Annotated in this window: 12 protein-coding genes; 6 read left to right on the forward strand and 6 right to left on the reverse strand. The window is 69.1% G+C overall.

All coding sequences use genetic code 11. From position 1 onward, the window contains the following. Positions 1 to 116: 116 nt before the first annotated feature. From glgC to ACEN9N_RS26960, 4 genes are all read right to left on the reverse strand, one after another. Positions 117 to 1,424 (reverse strand): glucose-1-phosphate adenylyltransferase, encoded by a 1,308-nt coding sequence (glgC, locus tag ACEN9N_RS26945; RefSeq protein ID WP_495654936.1) that lies wholly within the window; start codon positions 1,422 to 1,424, stop codon positions 117 to 119. 87 nt (positions 1,425 to 1,511) lie between these two features. After that, the gene (gene glgX / locus ACEN9N_RS26950) at positions 1,512 to 3,590 is read right to left on the reverse strand and encodes a glycogen debranching protein GlgX (protein ID WP_495654937.1); all 2,079 of its coding nucleotides are present in this window, start codon (positions 3,588 to 3,590) and stop codon (positions 1,512 to 1,514) included. Between the two features lie 79 nt (positions 3,591 to 3,669). Then, positions 3,670 to 5,847, reverse strand: a complete 2,178-nt coding sequence (glgB, locus tag ACEN9N_RS26955) for a 1,4-alpha-glucan branching protein GlgB (RefSeq protein WP_495654938.1) — start codon at positions 5,845 to 5,847, stop codon at positions 3,670 to 3,672. A 5-nt stretch (positions 5,848 to 5,852) separates the two neighbouring features. After that, positions 5,853 to 7,517, reverse strand: a complete 1,665-nt coding sequence (locus ACEN9N_RS26960) for an alpha-amylase family glycosyl hydrolase (RefSeq protein ID WP_495654939.1) — start codon at positions 7,515 to 7,517, stop codon at positions 5,853 to 5,855. 93 nt (positions 7,518 to 7,610) lie between these two features. Here ACEN9N_RS26960 and ACEN9N_RS26965 point away from each other — a divergent pair, with 93 nt between their 5' ends. Genes ACEN9N_RS26965 through ACEN9N_RS26975 form a run of 3 tightly spaced genes read left to right on the forward strand, consistent with a single transcriptional unit; the run spans position 7,611 to position 10,164 of the window. Continuing rightward, entirely contained in the window at positions 7,611 to 9,068 is a 1,458-nt protein-coding gene (locus ACEN9N_RS26965) for an NAD(P)-binding domain-containing protein (RefSeq protein ID WP_495654940.1), read from the forward strand. Continuing rightward, complete coding sequence (locus tag ACEN9N_RS26970; RefSeq protein WP_413334159.1) at positions 9,065 to 9,571, forward strand: CMD domain protein; 507 nt, start codon at positions 9,065 to 9,067, stop codon at positions 9,569 to 9,571. The genes ACEN9N_RS26965 and ACEN9N_RS26970 overlap by 4 nt, the downstream gene beginning before the upstream one ends. Continuing rightward, complete coding sequence (locus tag ACEN9N_RS26975; protein ID WP_495654941.1) at positions 9,568 to 10,164, forward strand: peroxidase-related enzyme; 597 nt, start codon at positions 9,568 to 9,570, stop codon at positions 10,162 to 10,164. The genes ACEN9N_RS26970 and ACEN9N_RS26975 overlap by 4 nt, the downstream gene beginning before the upstream one ends. On the opposite strand, the gene ACEN9N_RS26980 is transcribed toward ACEN9N_RS26975, so the two are convergent. Together ACEN9N_RS26980 and ACEN9N_RS26985 are read right to left on the reverse strand one after the other, a co-directional pair. After that, positions 10,159 to 11,259, reverse strand: coding sequence for an NAD/NADP octopine/nopaline dehydrogenase family protein (locus tag ACEN9N_RS26980; protein ID WP_495654942.1), 1,101 nt, complete (start codon positions 11,257 to 11,259; stop codon positions 10,159 to 10,161). The genes ACEN9N_RS26975 and ACEN9N_RS26980 overlap by 6 nt on opposite strands. A gap of 93 nt (positions 11,260 to 11,352) precedes the next feature. Continuing rightward, complete coding sequence (locus ACEN9N_RS26985) at positions 11,353 to 12,327, reverse strand: Bug family tripartite tricarboxylate transporter substrate binding protein (protein ID WP_413315451.1); 975 nt, start codon at positions 12,325 to 12,327, stop codon at positions 11,353 to 11,355. A gap of 105 nt (positions 12,328 to 12,432) precedes the next feature. Here ACEN9N_RS26985 and leuS point away from each other — a divergent pair, with 105 nt between their 5' ends. Genes leuS through holA form a run of 3 tightly spaced genes read left to right on the forward strand, consistent with a single transcriptional unit; the run spans position 12,433 to position 16,705 of the window. Next, positions 12,433 to 15,063, forward strand: coding sequence for a leucine--tRNA ligase (gene leuS, locus ACEN9N_RS26990; protein WP_495654943.1), 2,631 nt, complete (start codon positions 12,433 to 12,435; stop codon positions 15,061 to 15,063). A 15-nt stretch (positions 15,064 to 15,078) separates the two neighbouring features. Next, positions 15,079 to 15,600, forward strand: a complete 522-nt coding sequence (locus ACEN9N_RS26995; protein ID WP_413315453.1) for an LPS-assembly lipoprotein LptE — start codon at positions 15,079 to 15,081, stop codon at positions 15,598 to 15,600. Between the two features lie 31 nt (positions 15,601 to 15,631). Continuing rightward, positions 15,632 to 16,705 (forward strand): DNA polymerase III subunit delta, encoded by a 1,074-nt coding sequence (gene holA, locus ACEN9N_RS27000; RefSeq protein WP_478179661.1) that lies wholly within the window; start codon positions 15,632 to 15,634, stop codon positions 16,703 to 16,705. Positions 16,706 to 16,769 lie beyond the last annotated feature (64 nt).

The following is a 16,769-nucleotide window of genomic DNA, read 5'->3' on the forward strand; positions in this document are numbered from 1 at the left end:
AAAGACCTGGTTTCTTCCAGGAATACCGCGGAACCGGCTTTGCCGGGCCGCTGGTATTGCCCCCGGCGAGGGGGTTGGCGAAGCGACACGAAGTGCGCGAAGACTGGGGGCGAATCTCATGCAGCCAGTCGTTTGAGCATCTCGCGCGTGACCAGCACCACGCCGTTCTCGGTGCGCTCGAAGCGCGCGGCGTCGACTTCGGCGTCCTCGCCGATCACCATGTCGTCGGGGATCACGCAGCCACGGTCGATCACCACCCGGTTGAGCCGGGCACCGCGCCCGACTTCCACGTCGGGCAGCAGCACAGCCTCGTTGATCTCGCAGAAGGAGTGGATGCGCACGCCCGAGAACAGCACCGAGCTGCTGACCTTGGAGCCCGAGACAATGCAGCCGCCCGACACGATGGTGTTGACCGTCATGCCATGCTTGCCCTCGCGGTCGAGCACGAACTTGGCCGGCGGCAACTGCCGCTGGTAGGTCCAGATGGGCCAGTCGGTGTCATAGATGTCGAGCTCCGGGGTGATGGAGGCCAGGTCGAGGTTGGCTGCCCAGAATGCATCAATCGTGCCCACGTCGCGCCAGTAGGCCTTGGCGTCGGGTCCGCGCGAGGCCCGCGTGACGCACGACAGGCCGAAAGGATGGGCCAGCGCGCGGCCCTGGGCCACGGCGCGGGGAATGATGTCCTTGCCGAAATCGTGGCTCGAATCGGGGTTGGCGCTGTCTTCTTCGAGCAGCTGGTAGAGGTACTCGGAGTCGAACACGTAGATGCCCATGCTCGCCAGCGCCACGTCGGGATGGCCGGGCATGGCGGGCGGGTCGGCGGGCTTTTCGAGGAAGTCGGTGATCCGGCGGCTCTCGTCGATGGCCATCACGCCGAAGGCCGTGGCTTCCATGCGCGGCACTTCGATGCAGCCGACCGTGCAGCCCAGGCCGTGCTCGGCATGGTCCTTGACCATGATCGAGTAGTCCATCTTGTAGATGTGGTCGCCAGCCAGCACCACCACGTAGTCGTGCTTGGTGGAGCGGGTCTGGATGATGTCGAGGTTCTGGAACACCGCGTCGGCCGTGCCGCGGTACCAGTGCTCGTCGCCCACGCGCTGCTGGGCGGGCAGCACGTCGACCATTTCGTTGAGCTCGGCGCGCAAAAAGCTCCAGCCGCGCTGCAGGTGGCGCATGAGCGAGTGCGACTTGTACTGCGTGACCACCGCCATGCGCCGGATGCCGGAGTTCAGGCAGTTGGACAGCGCGAAGTCGATGATGCGGAACTTGCCGCCGAAGTACACGGCCGGCTTGGCGCGCCGGTCGGTCAGCTGCTTGAGGCGGGAGCCGCGTCCGCCGGCCAGCACCAGGGCGATGGTGCGGCGGACCAGTTGATGGGCCTGCAGCTCCTGCGGGGGCTGCGCTTGCGGTGTGAGGTTGTCCATCCTGAGTCTCCGTTCGTTCGCTTGTTGGAATTCATTCGCCGTCAGGGTCTCTGCATCGAGACTAGCACCGCGCCGTGCGCCTGGCTCCTACGTTCTTGCGATCCCGATGCTTGAAAAAGGCACTTGCGCCGTGCCGCCGAGCGGCCGGCCCATCTCACCCGGATCGTCCTCGGGATCGGTGGACAGGCGCAGGCGCCACGCGCCCGCGGGCAGCCTGAAGGGCACAGCCTGCGGGCCTGCGTTCACCAGCACCAGCCACGAGCCGCCGTCGCCGGCGCCATCGCCGAAAAGGATTGCAAGTGCCGTGCCCGTGCGCCAGTCGCTGGCCGTCATCGGTTCGCCGTCGGGGCGCAGCCAGCGGATGCCCGGCGGCATGCCCTGCGGCGTCTCGGGCGGCCACCAGCGGGTGCTGCGCAGGGCCGGGGCTTCGCGGCGCAGGGCGGCCAGGCGCGCCACGAAGGCGCTCGTGCGGGCCACGTCGCTGTCGGGGGCGGAGGTGCCGATCCACGCGAGCCATGTGGTCTCGTTGTCCTGGCAGTAGGCGTTGTTGTTGCCCTGCTGGCTGTGGCCCAGCTCGTCGCCGGCCAGCAGCATGGGTGTGCCCTGTGACAGCATCAGCGTGGCGAGCAGCGCGCGCTGCAGGCGGCTGCGCAGGGCCAGCACGGCGGGGTCGTTGCTCGGCCCCTCGACGCCACAGTTGTTGCTCATGTTGTGGCCATGGCCGTCACGGTTGCCCTCGCCGTTGGCGAGGTTGTGGCGCTCGTTGTAGCTCACGAGGTCGCGCAGCGTGAAGCCGTCGTGCGCGGTGACGAAGTTGACGCTCGCGGCCGGCGCGCGGCCCCGATGGGCGAACTGCGTGCTGGAAGCGGTGAAGCGATGGGCGAAGTCGCCCAGGCCGGCCCTGTCGTCGTGCGCCTGGCGCAGCCAGAAGCCGCGCTGCGTGTCGCGGTAGCGGTCGTTCCATTCGAGCCAGCCCGGCGGGAACTCGCCGAGGCGGTAGCCGCCGGGGCCGATGTCCCAGGGCTCGGCGATGAGCAGGGTGCGCGAGAGCACCGGGTCTTGCGCGATGGCGGCGAAGAAGGGCGCGCGTGGGTCGAAGCCTCGCTGCGCGTCGCGCCCGAGCACCGGGGCGAGATCGAAGCGGAAACCGTCGACACCCATCTCGCAGGCCCAGAAGCGCAGGCTGTCCATCACCAGCTGCAGCACGCGCGGCTCGCCGAGATTCAGGCAGTTGCCCGTGCCGGCCCAGTTCTCGTAGAGGGCGCGGTCGTCGGGGCGCAGGTGGTAGTACAGCGCGTTGTCGATGCCGCGCAGCGAGAGCGTGGGACCGAGCTCGTCGGTCTCGGCGCTGTGGTTATAGACCACGTCGATCACCAGCTCCATGCCACGTGCGTGTATGGCGTCGGCCATCGCGCGGAACTCGCTGGCGGGCGTGGTGCCGGCGCGGCCGCTCCAGTAGCGGGCCTCGGGAGCGAACCAGCCGATGGTGGTGTAGCCCCAGTAGTTGCTCAGGCCCATGCGCAGCAGGCGCTGCTCGTCGGCGCGGTGCTGCACGGGCATGAGGCTCAGGGTGGTGACACCCAGGCGCTGGAGGTGGTCGAGCACGGCGGGCTCCGCGAGGCCGGCGTAGGTGCCCCGGAGTGCCGCGGGGACTGCGGGGTGGAGCCTGGTCTGGCCTTTGACGTGCAGCTCGCAGAGCACGCGCTCGCCGGCGGGGATGCGGGCGTGGCCGGATGCCGCTGCCGGACCGGCGGGTTGCGCGACGCGGGCCTTGAGCGCGACGGCTGCGTTGTCGCGGGCGTCCCTCTGGGCCGGGTTCGCGGGGTCGTGGCCCAGGAAGATGTCGCTGCCGTCGTAGCTGCCGACGATCTCTCGGGCGTAGGGGTCGAGCAGCAGCTTGGCTGGGTTGAAGCGCTGGCCTTCGTGGGGGGACCACGGGCCGTGGACTCGGTAGCCGTAGACGAGGCCGGGCTTGCCGCTGGGCAGGTGGCCGTGCCAGATGCCGTCGGTGCGTTCTGGGAGTTTGAGGCGCTGCTGCTCGCTGTTGCCGGTGCCATCAAAGATGCAGAGCTCTACTGCTTCTGCTGTTGGCGCTGCTATTGCGAAGTTGACTCCCTGGTGCGACGGTGTTGCGCCCAAGGGGAAGGGGGTGCCTGGGTTCAGCATGTTGCTGCCTCCGGCGGGCGGTTGCTTTCCGGGGCCGGGGCGAGACCCGGCCCCGGAAAGCAAACCAAGTCAAGCAACGTCAAGCCAACACCCACATCACAGTAGCCAGTGGCGGCACGCTGATCGAAACAGAGTCCGCCTTCCCATGCCATGGCACGGGAGAACTCTCGACAACGCCGTTTCCGACCCCACTGCCCCCATAAATCGAGCCATCCGTATTGACAATCTCCCGATAAGAGCCAGCACAAGGAACCCCCAGCCGATAGCCATGCCGAGGCACCGGCGTGAAATTGCAGACCGCCACCACGAACGCCCCATCCCGAGCCCGCCGAACAAACGCAAACACCGACTGGTCCGCATCGTCATGCACGATCCATTCGAACCCCGCACCCTCATGGTCGAGCTCATGCAGCGCAGGAAAGTGCCGATACACGTTGTTCAGGTCGCGCACCAGCCGCCGCACCCCTTGATGCGCCGCATGCTCCAGCAGATGCCAGTCGAGGCCGCGGTCGGCATTCCACTCCGCGTACTGCGCGAACTCGCCCCCCATGAACAGCAGCTTCTTTCCCGGATACGCCCAGAGGTAGCCATACAGGTTACGCAGGCCCGCGAACTTCTGCCACTCGTCGCCAGGCATCCGCCCGATCATCGAGCCTTTGCCGTGCACCACTTCGTCATGCGACAGCGGCAGCACGAAGTTCTCGCTGTGCGCGTACATCAGCCCGAAGGTGATCTGCTGGTGGTGATGCTTGCGGTAGACCGGATCGGTGCCCGCATACGCCAGCGTGTCGTTCATCCACCCCATGTTCCACTTGTAGTGAAAGCCCAGCCCGCCGTCTTCCGGCGGCCGGGTCACGCCGGGAAAGCTTGTCGATTCCTCTGCCACCGTCATGGCCCCGGGCCGCTCGATGCCCACCACGCGGTTCATGCGACGCAGGAAGTCGATGGCCTCCAGGTTCTCGCGCCCGCCGAGCACGTTCGGCACCCACTCGCCGGCCTTGCGGCTGTAGTCGCGGTACAGCATCGAAGCCACCGCATCCACGCGCAGGCCGTCCACGCCGTAGCGCTCCAGCCAGTACAGCGCATTGCCGACGAGGTAGTTGCGCACCTCCGTGCGCGCGTAGTTGAAGATCAGCGTCTGCCAGTCGTTGTGGAAGCCTTCGCGCGGATCGGCGTACTCGTACAGCGCGGTGCCGTCGAAGCGGCCGAGGCCGTGCGAATCGGTCGGGAAGTGCGCGGGCACCCAATCGAGGATCACGCCCAGCCCTGCGGCATGCGCCGCTTCCACGAAATGCCGGAAGTCGCCCGGCGTGCCGAAGCGCGAGGTAGGCGCGTAGAGCCCGATCGGCTGGTAGCCCCATGAGCCGTCGAAGGGGTGTTCGCTGATCGGCAGCAGTTCGATGTGCGTGAAGCCCATGTCGCGCGCGTAGGGCACCAGCGTGTCGGCCAGCTCGCGGTAGTCCAGCCATTCGTGGCCGTTGTTCTTGCGGCGCCACGAGCCCAGGTGCACTTCGTAGATGCTGATCGGCGCATGGCGCCCGTTCGCGGCGGCACGGCCTTCGGGCAGCTTCACCGGCGCGGGCAGGGGCTGCACCACGCAGGCGGTGTCAGGCCGCAGCTGCGACGAGAACGCGAAGGGATCGGCCTTGCGCAGCACCTCGCCCTGCGCCGACAGGATCTCGAACTCGTAGCTGTCGCCCACCGTCACATGCGGCGCGAAGATCTCCCACACGCCGCACTCGCGGCGCAGCCGCATCATGTGGCGCCGGCCGTCCCAGTTGTTGAAGCTGCCCACCACCGACACGCGCTTTGCATTCGGCGCCCAGACGGCAAAGGCCACGCCCTTCACGCCGTCCATCTCGCGCAGGTGCGCACCCAGCCGTTCCCAGGGGCGCAGGTGCGTGCCCTCGGCCAGCAGCCACACGTCGGTTTCGCCGAGCACGAACGGAAAGCGGTAGGGGTCTTCGAGCCGCGAGGTGTGCGCCTCCCAGTCGACCTGGAACGAGTAGCCCATGCGGGCCTCCGCGGCCGGGACCAATCCGCTGAACAGGTCCGATTCGGCATGCCGTGCCAGGATCGCAAGCGGCCAGCCGGTGCGCGAATGCAGCACGGCCACGCGCTGCGCACCGGGCAGCAATGCGCGCACTTCCAGGCCTTCGGGCGTCTCGTGCGGGCCCAGCACGGCGAACGGGTCGCCATGCTCCGCGCGCATCAGCGCATGGACTTCGGATTCGGGCAGCGGCTTGGAGGAGGGCATGGTGCTCAGCTTTGTCCTTCGGCGGCGGGCGTGCCGAAGAAGACGCCGTACGGCGCCAGCGCGAGCATGCGCTTTGCGCCTTCGGCCTGCATGACGGCGCTCGGCGCGAGCGGATGTCCGACGAGAGGCATCAGGGCTTCGGCCAGCGGCATCGAAACCGGTTCGCTCCCGAGGTTGAAGACCGCCTGCAGCGACGAATGCCCGTCGCGCCGCTCGAAATGCAGCAGAGGGTCGGGCGCATCGATGAAGCGGATGCCGCCGGTGCGCAGCAGGGGCTGCGTGCGCCGCCAGTGCAGCAGCGTGCGGCTGAAGGCGAGCATCGAATCGGGCCGCGCGGCCTGCCGTTCGACGGCCAGCGGAAGGTGGGGGCCGTACACCGGCAGCCAGGGCGTACCGGTGGTGAAGCCGCCGTTCGGCGCCGCGGTGGCCCACGGCATCGGCGTGCGGCAGCCGTCGCGGCCCTTGAACTCGGGCCAGAACGCGCGGCCGTACGGGTCCTGCAGCAGTTCGAAGGGCACTTCGGCCTCGGGCAGGCCCAGTTCCTCGCCCTGGTAGATGCTGGCGCTGCCGCGCAGTGCGAGCAGCAGCGCCAGCCAGAGCCGGTCGCGCCGGGTGTCGGCCGGGCCGCCGTCGCTCCATCGCGTGGCGACGCGCGGCACATCGTGGTTCGACACCGCCCAGCAACCCCAGCCACCGGTGGGCGCCAGCGCGTCGTCGAGCGCCTCGACTTGGTGGCGCAGGTGGGCGGGGCGGTGGTCTGCCGTCAGCAGGCTGAAGCTGTAGGCCAGGTGCAGGCGCTTGCCGAGCTCGGTGTATTGCGCCATGACGGGCGGCGCGTTCTCGTCGCCGACCTCGCCCAGCGCCACCGCGCCGTAATCGTCGAGCAGGCGGCGCAGGCTTTCGAGGAAGGCCAGGTTCTCCATCTGGCTCTTGTCGTACAGGTGCTGCTGCATCGCGTAGGGGTTGTCGGCGCGCACTGTGCTGACCCCGTCGATCGACGCCGGTGAGGCCGGCGGGTTGTCGCGCAGCAGCGCATCGTGAAACTGGTGGTTGCAGGCGTCGAAGCGAAAGCCGTCCACGCCGCGCTCGCACCAGAAGCGGACCTCGCCCAGCAGGGCCTCCTGCACGGCGTCGCAGTGGAAGTTGAGGTCGGGCTGCTCGGCGAGGAAGCTGTGCAGGTAGTACTGCCGCCGGCGCGAGTCCCACTGCCAGGCCGAGCCGCCGAACACCGACAGCCAGTTGGTCGGCGGGGTGCCGTCGGCCTTGGGGTCGGCCCAGACGTACCAGTCGGCCTTGGGGTTGTCGCGGCTGCTGCGGCTTTCGGCGAACCAGGCGTGCTGGTCGGAGGTGTGCGAAAGCACCTGGTCGATGATGAGCTTCAGGCCCAGCGCGTGCATGCGCGCCAGCATGGCGTCGAAGTCGGCCAGCGTGCCGAACAGCGGGTCGACTGCGCGGTAGTCGGCCACGTCGTAGCCGAAGTCCTTCATCGGCGAGCGGAAGAAGGGGGAAACCCAGACGGCATCGACGCCGAGGCTGGCCACGTGCTCGAGCCGGGACGTGATGCCCGGCAGGTCGCCGATGCCGTCGCCATCGCTGTCCATGAAGCTGCGCGGGTAGATCTGGTAGATCACCGCGCCGCGCCACCATTCGCTGTCGCTCTTGCTGCCCATGCCGGCCCCTGTGGTCTGAAAATCATTGTGGCATGCGAAATCCGGGCCACCCGCGAAGCTTTCTACACTGGGCGTCGTTCCCCGCTCTTCAAGATGACATCAGATTCCGCTTCCTCCCTCGCCGCGCTCGAAGCGCGGCTCGCCCAGGACCTCGAATATCTCGGCTGGCCCGGCCGCAACTGGATGCCCGCCCGACAGGCCGGCGATGAATCCATGCTCGACGTGGCCATCATCGGCGGCGGCCAGGCCGGCCGGGCCGCCTCGGTCGCGCTGGCGCAGCTGGGCATTCGCGCCGTGGTGTTCGACCGCTCGCCCGCGGGCAAGGAGGGCCCCTGGGCGACGACGGCGCGCATGGAGACGCTGCGCTCGCCCAAGGAGCTCACCGGCCCCGCGCTCGGCCTGCCGTCACTCACCTTTCGCGCCTGGTTCGAGGCCCAGTTCGGGCTGGAGGCCTGGACCGCGATGGACAAGATCCCGCGCCTGCAGTGGATGGACTACCTGGTCTGGTACCGCCGCGTGATGGACGTGGACGTGCGCAACGACACCGCGGTGGTCGGCATCCACCCGCTGCCCAATGCGTCCGGCGTGAGGCTGGCCCTGCGCACGCCGCAGGGCGAGCGCAGCGTGCTGGCGCGCCGCGTCGTCCTTGCGACGGGGCGTGACGGCCTCGGCGGGCCGGCCGTTCCGGCTTTCGTCGACGCACTGCCGCGCTCGAAATGGGCGCATTCGTCCGACGACATGGACTACGGCCGGCTCGAAGGCCTGCGCGTGGGCGTGGTCGGCGCTGGCTCCTCGGCCATGGACAGCGCGGCCACCGCGCTGGAGGCCGGTGCGCGCAGCGTCGAGCTGCTGATCCGCCGGCCCGACCTGCCGCGCGTCAACAAGGGCAAGGGGGCGGGTGTGCCGGGGCTCACGCAGGGGCACTACGATTTGCCCGACGAGCTCAAGTGGCGCATCCGCCACTACATCAACGTGGCGAACGTGCCGCCGCCGCACGGCAGCACGCTGCGGGTGTCGGGGCACATCAATGCCTTCTTCAACTTCGGTTGCCCCATCCTCGCCATCGAGCCGCGGGGCGAGGCCATGCGCGTGTCGACGCCGAAGGGGGTTTTCGAATTCGACTTCCTGATCGTCTCGACCGGCTTCAAGGTCGACTGGCCGAACCGTCCGGAGTTTGCCGGCATCTCGGCCCACATCCGGACATGGAAAGACCGCTTCGAGCCCGCGCCCGGCGACGAAGACCAGGAACTGGCCGACTCGCCCGACCTCGGGCCCGCCTTCGAATTCCGGCAGCGCGTGCCGGGCGAATGCGCGGGGCTCGGGCGCATCCACTGCTTCTGCTACCCGGCCGCGCTGTCGCACGGCACGGTGTCGGGCGACATCCCGGCCATCAGCGATGGCGCCAGGCGGCTGGCGAGCGGCATTGCCAGCCTGTTCTACCGCGAGGACTTTGACCACCACTACGCCAACCTCGAGGCCTATGCCGAGCCGGAACTGTTCGGCGACGAATGGACGCCCGCGCTGCCGCCCCAAGAAAGAAACCGACCATGACAAGCACTCCCCACGATGTGATCGATGCCGCCGTCCCGCTGGCGCCGGACCACCCCCTCTGGGCGCTGCGGCGCCAGCGCGACAAGGTCGTTGCAGCCACGCAGGGCAGCTATGACGCGATGTTCTCGCCGGCCGTCGAAGGCCTGTCGGTAAGCGAGCGGCTGCTCGTGGCGCTGCATGCCTGCCGCGTGTCGAAGGCGGACAGCCTGGCCGCGCACTACCGCGACAGGCTGGCGGCCGAAGGCGCGGATGGCGACGTGATCGCTGCCGTGGACGCCGGGCGGCCCGTGGCCGATGCGCGCCTGCAGGCCGTGCTGGCCTTCACCGGCAAACTGATCGAGCGCCCCATCGAGGGCGACAAGGCCGCCGTGCAGTCGCTGGCCGCGAGCGGCCTCTCGACGCCCGCCATCGTGGCGATGAGCCAGTTGATCGCCTTCCTCTCGTACCAGATCCGCGTTGCCGCGGGCCTGAAGGCGCTGGTCGCCGCGGAGGCTGCGGCATGACGGCCCCGATCCGCATCAAGGGCTTCACCACCGAGGTGCTCCAGTGGAAGCCGTGGCTCGACACGGTGAACGTCGACACCGCCACGCCTGCCCAGCTGGCCGCACTCGACGAGATGAGCCCGCAGGCGCGCAGCTCGCCGTACTTCCTGGTGCTGGCGCATCAGCCCGAGATACTGCTGCAGCGCTCCATCGCCTTCAACGCGATCATGTTCGCACCGGGCGGCATGCCGCGTGCCGAGCGCGAGCTGGGCGCCACGGTGGAATCGCGCGTCAACGGCTGCGTGTACTGCGCCTCGGTGCATGCGCAGCGCTTCGAGCAGCTGGCCAGGCGCAACGACGTGATCTCGCAGGTGTTCGAGGAGCCGCAAGGCGCCGGCACCACGGCGCGCGAGAAGGCCATCGTCGCGTTCTCGATCCGTCTCGGTGCCGAGCCCGACAAGGTCTCGGCCGACGACGTGCGCGGGTTGAAGGAGGCCGGGCTGACCGAGCAGGAGATCCTCGACCTGATCCATTCGGTCGCCCTGTTCGCCTGGGCCAACCGGCTGATGCTCAACCTCGGGGAGCCGGTGTTTCCCGAAGCCGACGCTTCATAAGCGCTCGAGCAGCCCGGCGACGGTTTCGTTCGCCAGGCCCAGCGGTTCGAGCAGGTCGTTCTCGCAGCGGAAGTCGATGCCGTTGACCAGCGAGGCCGCATCCACGATGGTGCGGGTCGCGGGCGTCGGCACGCCGGCGATGGCGCCCAGCGCCTCGACGAACGCCAGGCCGTAGGGCATGTCCTCGGTGACGTAGCGGGTGTCGGCCTGCGTGGGGCCGGGCGGACCGCCGCGCTTGGCGTGCAGCTCGGCGGCGATGTCCTCCAGCTTTGCCGACGCGGTGCCGAAGGAGCGCGCGAAATGCGCTTCGATGGGACCGAGCTCGATGCCGAACGCGGCGGCCACGGCGCGCCGCTCCCGGTCCAGCGCCTCGATCACGCGCGACACGCCGGGCGTCATGCAGTGGTACTGCGGCCAGTTCTCGGCGCGCTCGATGCGCGTCCAGTTGAACACCGCGAGCGGGCCGTGGGACTGCGGATTGACGTTGGCCAGGGCGCTCGCGAGGGCGCTGCCGTCGGGGAAGAAGCCGTCGCCGAAGAGGGCGGTGCACAGCGCGACGGCCTCTTCCACCCGCGAGCCGGGCAGGGCGGAGACGCCGACCGCCTTGCGCCGCGTCATCACCCTGACCTGCGTGCCGGACTCGCGGCGCGCGGTCAGCACGGTCGTGCCGAAGCTGGCGACCGTGATCCGCCGGCCTGCGCGCGCAGCTGCTTCGTGCAGATAGAGCGAGGACAGCGAGGCCATCGAGCTGACGATCACGGTCTGGCCGTCGCGCAGGAAAGGGAGCAGCGCGTCCATCACGCGCCTGTGGCCGTTGACGGGGAGGGCGAGCAGCAGCACGTCCGAAGCGGCGCAGAGCCCGGCCGCGCCGTCGGCGACCTCGACCTTCACCGAGAACGACTGGATGCCGCAGGCTTCCAGCGGCTGAGTGCGCAGCCCGTCCGCGCCCCGGCCGCCCGGCGACCACACCGTGACGCCATGGCCCGCCCGCCGCAGCCACGCCGCACTGGCCAGCGCGATCGCCCCGGCGCCGGCGATGCCGACGCGGTACTGCTTCGCCGCGACCGTCACAGGCGCATCCCCATTCGTGAACACCGTGGAACCGGCTTTGCCGGGCCACCGGTGTTGCCCCCGGCGAGGGGGTTGGCGAAGCGACACGAAGTGCGCGAAGCCTGGGGGAGAGCCAAGCTAGTCAACCTTGATTCCGCCTTGCTTGATCACTTTCGCCCAGCGCTGGCTGTCTTCCGCCACCACCTTGCCCAGCGCGGCCGGGCCGCCGCAGGTATTGACCGCGCCCAGCTGGGCGAAGCGCTGCCTCGTCTCCGGCAGGTTGCACACCTCGACCAGCGCCGCGGACAGCTTCTCGACGCTCGCCGCCGGCATGCGCGCCGGCGCCATCACGCCGACCCAGACTGGCACTTCCATGCCCGGCAGGCCCGTGGCCTCGCCGATGGTCGGGGCCGTGCCCATGCCGGGCAGCGCCGCATGGGAGAAGGTGCCGAGCACGCGCGCCTTGCCGCTGGCGACCATCGGCTCGATCGAGGCCACGCTGGTCACGATGGCCGCCACCTGCCCGCCCAGCAGGTCCGTCATGGCGGGCGCGGCGCCCCGGTAGGGCACGTGCAGCAGGTTCACGCCGCTCGCCTGCGCCAGCAGCGCCCCGGTCAGGTGTGACACGGTGCCGTTGCCGGTCGAGGCGTAGGTAACCTGGCCCGGCCTGGCCTTGGCGTCGCGCAGCACGTCGGCCACGGTCTTGTAGGGGCTTTCGGTGCGCACGGACAGCGTCATCGGCGTGTCCGCCACCAGGGCCACCGGCACCAGTTCGTGCACCGGGTCGTAGGGGAGCTTGGCCTGCAGGTGGGGTGCGATGGTGATGGCGCCGCCCGTTGCCAGCAGCACCGTGGCCCCGTCCGCCGCCTTGGCCACCGCGTCGGCGGCCACGATGCCGCCGGCGCCTGCCTTGTTGTCGACGATGACGCTCTGGCCAAGCCTGTCGGTGAGCTTGGCGCCCAGGTAGCGGGCGATGACGTCCTGGGCGCCGCCGGTGGCGAAGGGCACGACGAGGCGCAGGGGCTTGTCGTTCTGCTGGGCCCACAGCGGCGTGGCGGCAAGGCCGGCGGCGGCCGCGAAGGACAGGGCGAGATGTTTCCAGAGCAATTTCATTGTGTCTTTCCGTCCGCGTGAGGCGGCAAGCTGGGGAGCGAGTCTAGTCCGGCGCGATAATCCGTCCTCCCCGGCCACCCCGCGCCGGGTCTTGCCGAACCCGTCATGAATCCCAGCTACAAACCCAGCGACGTCGAGTCCGCTGCCCAGGCGCAATGGAGCGCCGCCGATGCCTACCGCGTCACCGAGGACGCGAGCCGCAAGAAGTACTACGCCTGCTCGATGCTGCCGTACCCCAGCGGCAAGCTGCACATGGGCCACGTGCGCAACTACACCATCAACGACATGCTCACGCGCTACCTGCGCATGAGCGGCTACAACGTGCTGATGCCCATGGGCTGGGACGCCTTCGGCCTGCCGGCCGAGAACGCGGCGCTGAAGAACGGGGTGCCGCCGGCCAAGTGGACCTACGAGAACATCGACTACATGCGCGGCCAGCTCCAGGCCATGGGCCTGGCGATCGACTGGAGCCGCGAGATCGCCACCTGCGATCCGAGCTACTACAAGTGGAACCAGTGGCTGTTCCTGAAGATGCTCGAGAAGGGCATCGCCTACCGCAAGACCCAGGTCGTCAACTGGGACCCGGTCGACCAGACCGTGCTGGCCAACGAGCAGGTGATCGACGGCAAGGGCTGGCGCACCGGCGCCACGGTCGAGCGCCGCGAGATCCCTGGCTACTACCTGAAGATCAGCGACTACGCCGAAGAGCTGCTCGAGCACACCCAGCACAAGCTGCCGGGCTGGCCCGAGCGCGTCAAGCTGATGCAGGAGAACTGGATCGGCAAGAGCGAGGGCCTGCGCTTCGCCTTCACGCATGACATCCATGGCGCCGACGGCAAGCTCATCCAGGACGGCCGCATGTACGTGTTCACCACGCGTGCCGACACCATCATGGGCGTGACCTTCTGCGCCGTCGCGCCCGAGCATCCGCTGGCCGCACACGCCGCCACGCTCGATCCGAAGGTCGCGGCCTTCATCGAGGAGTGCAAGGCCGGCGGCACCACCGAGGCCGAACTCGCCACGCAGGAGAAGAAGGGCGTGCCCACCGGCCTCACGGTGATGCATCCGATCACCGAGGAGCAGGTGCCGGTGTGGGTCGGCAACTACGTGCTCATGGGCTATGGCGACGGCGCCGTGATGGGCGTGCCCGCGCATGACGAGCGCGACTTCGCCTTCGCCAACAAGTACGGCATCGAGATCATCCAGGTCGTGCTGGTCGACGACGAGCCGCATTTCGACTATCACAAGTGGCAGGACTGGTACGCCGACAAGCAGCGCGGCGTGACCATCAACTCCGACAACTTCAGCGGCATGACCTACAAGGAGGCCGTGGCCGCCGTGGCGCACGCACTGGGCCAGAAGGACCTGGGCGAGCTGCAGACCACCTGGCGCCTGCGCGACTGGGGCGTGAGCCGCCAGCGCTACTGGGGCACGCCGATCCCGATCATCCATTGCGAAGAGCACGGCGCGGTGCCGGTCCCCGAGAAGGACCTGCCCGTGGTGCTGCCGACCGACTGCGTGCCCGACGGCTCGGGCAACCCGCTGAACAAGCACGAAGGCTTCCACGCCGGCGTGACCTGCCCCGTGTGCGGCAAGGCCGCGCGGCGCGAGACCGACACGATGGACACCTTCGTGGACAGCTCGTGGTACTTCATGCGCTACTGCGACCCGAGGAACGACGACGCCATGGTGGCCGGCGGCGCCGACTACTGGATGCCGATGGACCAGTACATCGGCGGCATCGAGCACGCGATTCTTCACCTGCTGTACGCGCGCTTCTGGACCAAGGTGATGCGCGACCTCGGCCTGGTGAAGGCCGACGAGCCCTTCAGCAAGCTGCTCACGCAGGGCATGGTGCTCAACCACATCTACTACCACCGCGACGAGAAGGGCGGCAAGAACTACCACCCGCCGCTGGAAGTCACGCCCACGCTCGATGCGCAGGGCCGCATCGTCGGCGGCATCGCCGCGGACGGCACCAAGGTCGAATACGGCGGCGTCGGCAAGATGGGCAAGAGCGAACGCAACGGCGTCGACCCGCAGGACCTGATCGAGAAGTACGGCGCCGACACCGCGCGCCTGTACACCATGTTCACCGCGCCGCCCGAGGCCACGCTCGAGTGGAACGACGCGGCCGTCGAAGGCAGCTACCGTTTCCTGCGCCGCGTGTGGAACTTCGGCGTGGCGCAGGCGGACGTGGCGCCGGTCGCGATCGAGGGCCAGAGCTTCGGCAAGTCCGCCCAGGCGCTGCGCCGCGAGGTGCACACCGTGCTGCGCCAGGTCGACTACGACTACCAGCGCATGCAATACAACACCGTGGTGTCGGGCGCGATGAAGCTGCTCAACGCGCTGGAGGGCTTCAAGCCCGACGGCAGCACCGGCGACGCGGCCGCGCTGCGCGAAGGCTTCGGCATCCTGCTGCGCTGCCTCTACCCGGCCACGCCGCACATCGCCCAGCAGCTCTGGAACGAACTCGGCTACGACAAGGACCTGGGCGGCCTGCTCGACGCGGCCTGGCCCACGGTCGATGTCGGCGCGCTGGTGCAGGACGAGATCGAACTGATGCTGCAGGTCAACGGCAAGCTGCGTGGCAAGCTCAGCGTGCCGGCCGGCGCGTCGAAGGACGAGATCGAGAAGCTCGCACTCGCCTGCGACGACTTCGTCAACTTCGCCGAAGGCGCTCCGCCCAAGCGCGTGATCGTGGTTCCCGGCCGCCTGGTCAACGTGGTTCTCTGAACGACTCAAGCAAGCATGAACACTCGCAATGCCTCGCTGCCGCGCCGCGGCTTTCTTCTCGGGCTGACGGTGGCGGGCGCTTCGCTCGGCCTGGCGGGCTGCGGCTTCGAGCTGCGCAAGGCGCCGGTCTTCGCCTTCAAGACGCTGTCGGTGTCGGGCAACTCGGCCATGATCAATCAGATCCGGCGCGAGCTGCGGGCCACCGGCTCGGTGACATTGGTGCCGGCCGACCAGTCCTCCACCGCCGACGTGGTGCTCGAGATCCTCGGCGAGGATCGCAACCGCTTCGTGATCTCGACCAATTCGGCCGGCCTCGTGCGCGAGTTGCAGCTGCAGTTGCGCGTGCGCTTTCGCCTGCGCACGCCGGGCGGCAAGGACCTGCTGCCGGCCTCCGAGGTTTCGCAGACGCGTGACCTGAGCTTCAACGAAACCAACGCGCTGGCCAAGGAAGGCGAGGCCGATCTGCTGTTCCGCGACATGCAGGCGGATATCGCGCAGCAGCTGATGCGTCGCCTGGCAGCCGTCAAGGAACTCTGAGGCTGCGCGCTCCGGCCTCCATTCGATTGCCATGCAACTCGCCAGCGCCCAGCTCGGGGCCCATCTCCAGAAGGGCCTGAAGCCGCTCTACACGATCCACGGCGACGAGCCGTTGCTCGCGCAGGAGGCGGCCGACGCCATCCGCACCGCCGCGCGTGCGCAGGGCTACACCGAGCGCAGCTCGTACACCGTGGCCGGCGCGCACTTCGACTGGAGCGCGGTGCTTGCGGCCGGGGGCTCGCTCTCGCTGTTCGCCGACAAGCAGATCGTCGAGATCCGCATTCCCTCGGGCAAGCCCGGCAAGGACGGCAGCGCGGCGCTGCAGCAGCTGGCCGAGGCTGCGCCGGGCAACGACAGCACGCTCACGCTCGTGATGCTGCCGCGGCTGGACAAGGCCACGCGCACCGGCGCCTGGTTCTCGGCGCTGGAGAACAACGGTGCGAGCATCCAGGTCGACCCGATCGAGCGCAACGCGCTGCCGCAATGGATCGCGCAGCGCCTGGGCCAGCAGGGCCAGCGCGTGATGCCCGGCGACGAAGGCCAGCGCACGCTGCAGTTCTTCGCCGATCGCGTGGAGGGCAACCTGCTCGCCGCGCACCAGGAAATCCAGAAGCTCGCGCTGCTGCACCCGGCCGGCGAGCTGAGCTGGGAGCAGGTCGAGGCTGCGGTCAACAACGTGGCGCGCTACGACGTGTTCAAGCTGTCCGAAGCCGTGCTGGCCGGCAATCCGCAGCGCGTGGCGCGCATGCTCGACGGCCTGCAGGCCGAGGGCGAGGCCGAGGTGCTGGTGCACTACACGATCGCGGAGGACATCCGGGCGCTCAAGCGCGTGAAGGACGCCATGGCCTCGGGGCGCCCGCTGCCGATGGCGCTGCGCGAGAACCGCATCTGGGGCCCGCGCGAGCGCGCCTTCGAGCGCGTGCTGCCGCGCCTGGACGACCGCATGCTGGCCCGGCTGCTGCGCGCGGCGCACGTGGTGGACGGCATCGTGAAGGGCCTGAAGCAGCCCGACTGGCCCGCCAGCGGCTGGCAGGCCCTGCAGCGGCTGGCGCTGATGCTGTGCCGCGCGTGCAGCAGCGCGGCGACCGCTCCGCGACGCGCCTGACTCGGCCCGCGCACGATGGCTCCAGCCATCAAAAGGCCCGTGTAAGCCGGGTCACAGGTCGGCG

The sequence above is a fragment of the Variovorax sp. Varisp46 genome (assembly GCF_059491885.1).

Excerpts from the sequence above, each read along its gene's own strand:
- glgC (WP_495654936.1), bottom strand. The coding sequence starts at position 1,424 with ATGGACAACCTCACACCGCAAGCGCAGCCCCCGCAGGAGCTGCAGGCC.
- glgX (WP_495654937.1), bottom strand. The coding sequence starts at position 3,590 with ATGCTGAACCCAGGCACCCCCTTCCCCTTGGGCGCAACACCGTCGCAC.
- glgB (WP_495654938.1), bottom strand. The coding sequence starts at position 5,847 with ATGCCCTCCTCCAAGCCGCTGCCCGAATCCGAAGTCCATGCGCTGATG.
- ACEN9N_RS26960 (WP_495654939.1), bottom strand. The coding sequence starts at position 7,517 with ATGGGCAGCAAGAGCGACAGCGAATGGTGGCGCGGCGCGGTGATCTAC.
- ACEN9N_RS26965 (WP_495654940.1), top strand. The coding sequence starts at position 7,611 with ATGACATCAGATTCCGCTTCCTCCCTCGCCGCGCTCGAAGCGCGGCTC.
- ACEN9N_RS26970 (WP_413334159.1), top strand. The coding sequence starts at position 9,065 with ATGACAAGCACTCCCCACGATGTGATCGATGCCGCCGTCCCGCTGGCG.
- ACEN9N_RS26975 (WP_495654941.1), top strand. The coding sequence starts at position 9,568 with ATGACGGCCCCGATCCGCATCAAGGGCTTCACCACCGAGGTGCTCCAG.
- ACEN9N_RS26985 (WP_413315451.1), bottom strand. The coding sequence starts at position 12,327 with ATGAAATTGCTCTGGAAACATCTCGCCCTGTCCTTCGCGGCCGCCGCC.
- leuS (WP_495654943.1), top strand. The coding sequence starts at position 12,433 with ATGAATCCCAGCTACAAACCCAGCGACGTCGAGTCCGCTGCCCAGGCG.
- ACEN9N_RS26995 (WP_413315453.1), top strand. The coding sequence starts at position 15,079 with ATGAACACTCGCAATGCCTCGCTGCCGCGCCGCGGCTTTCTTCTCGGG.
- holA (WP_478179661.1), top strand. The coding sequence starts at position 15,632 with ATGCAACTCGCCAGCGCCCAGCTCGGGGCCCATCTCCAGAAGGGCCTG.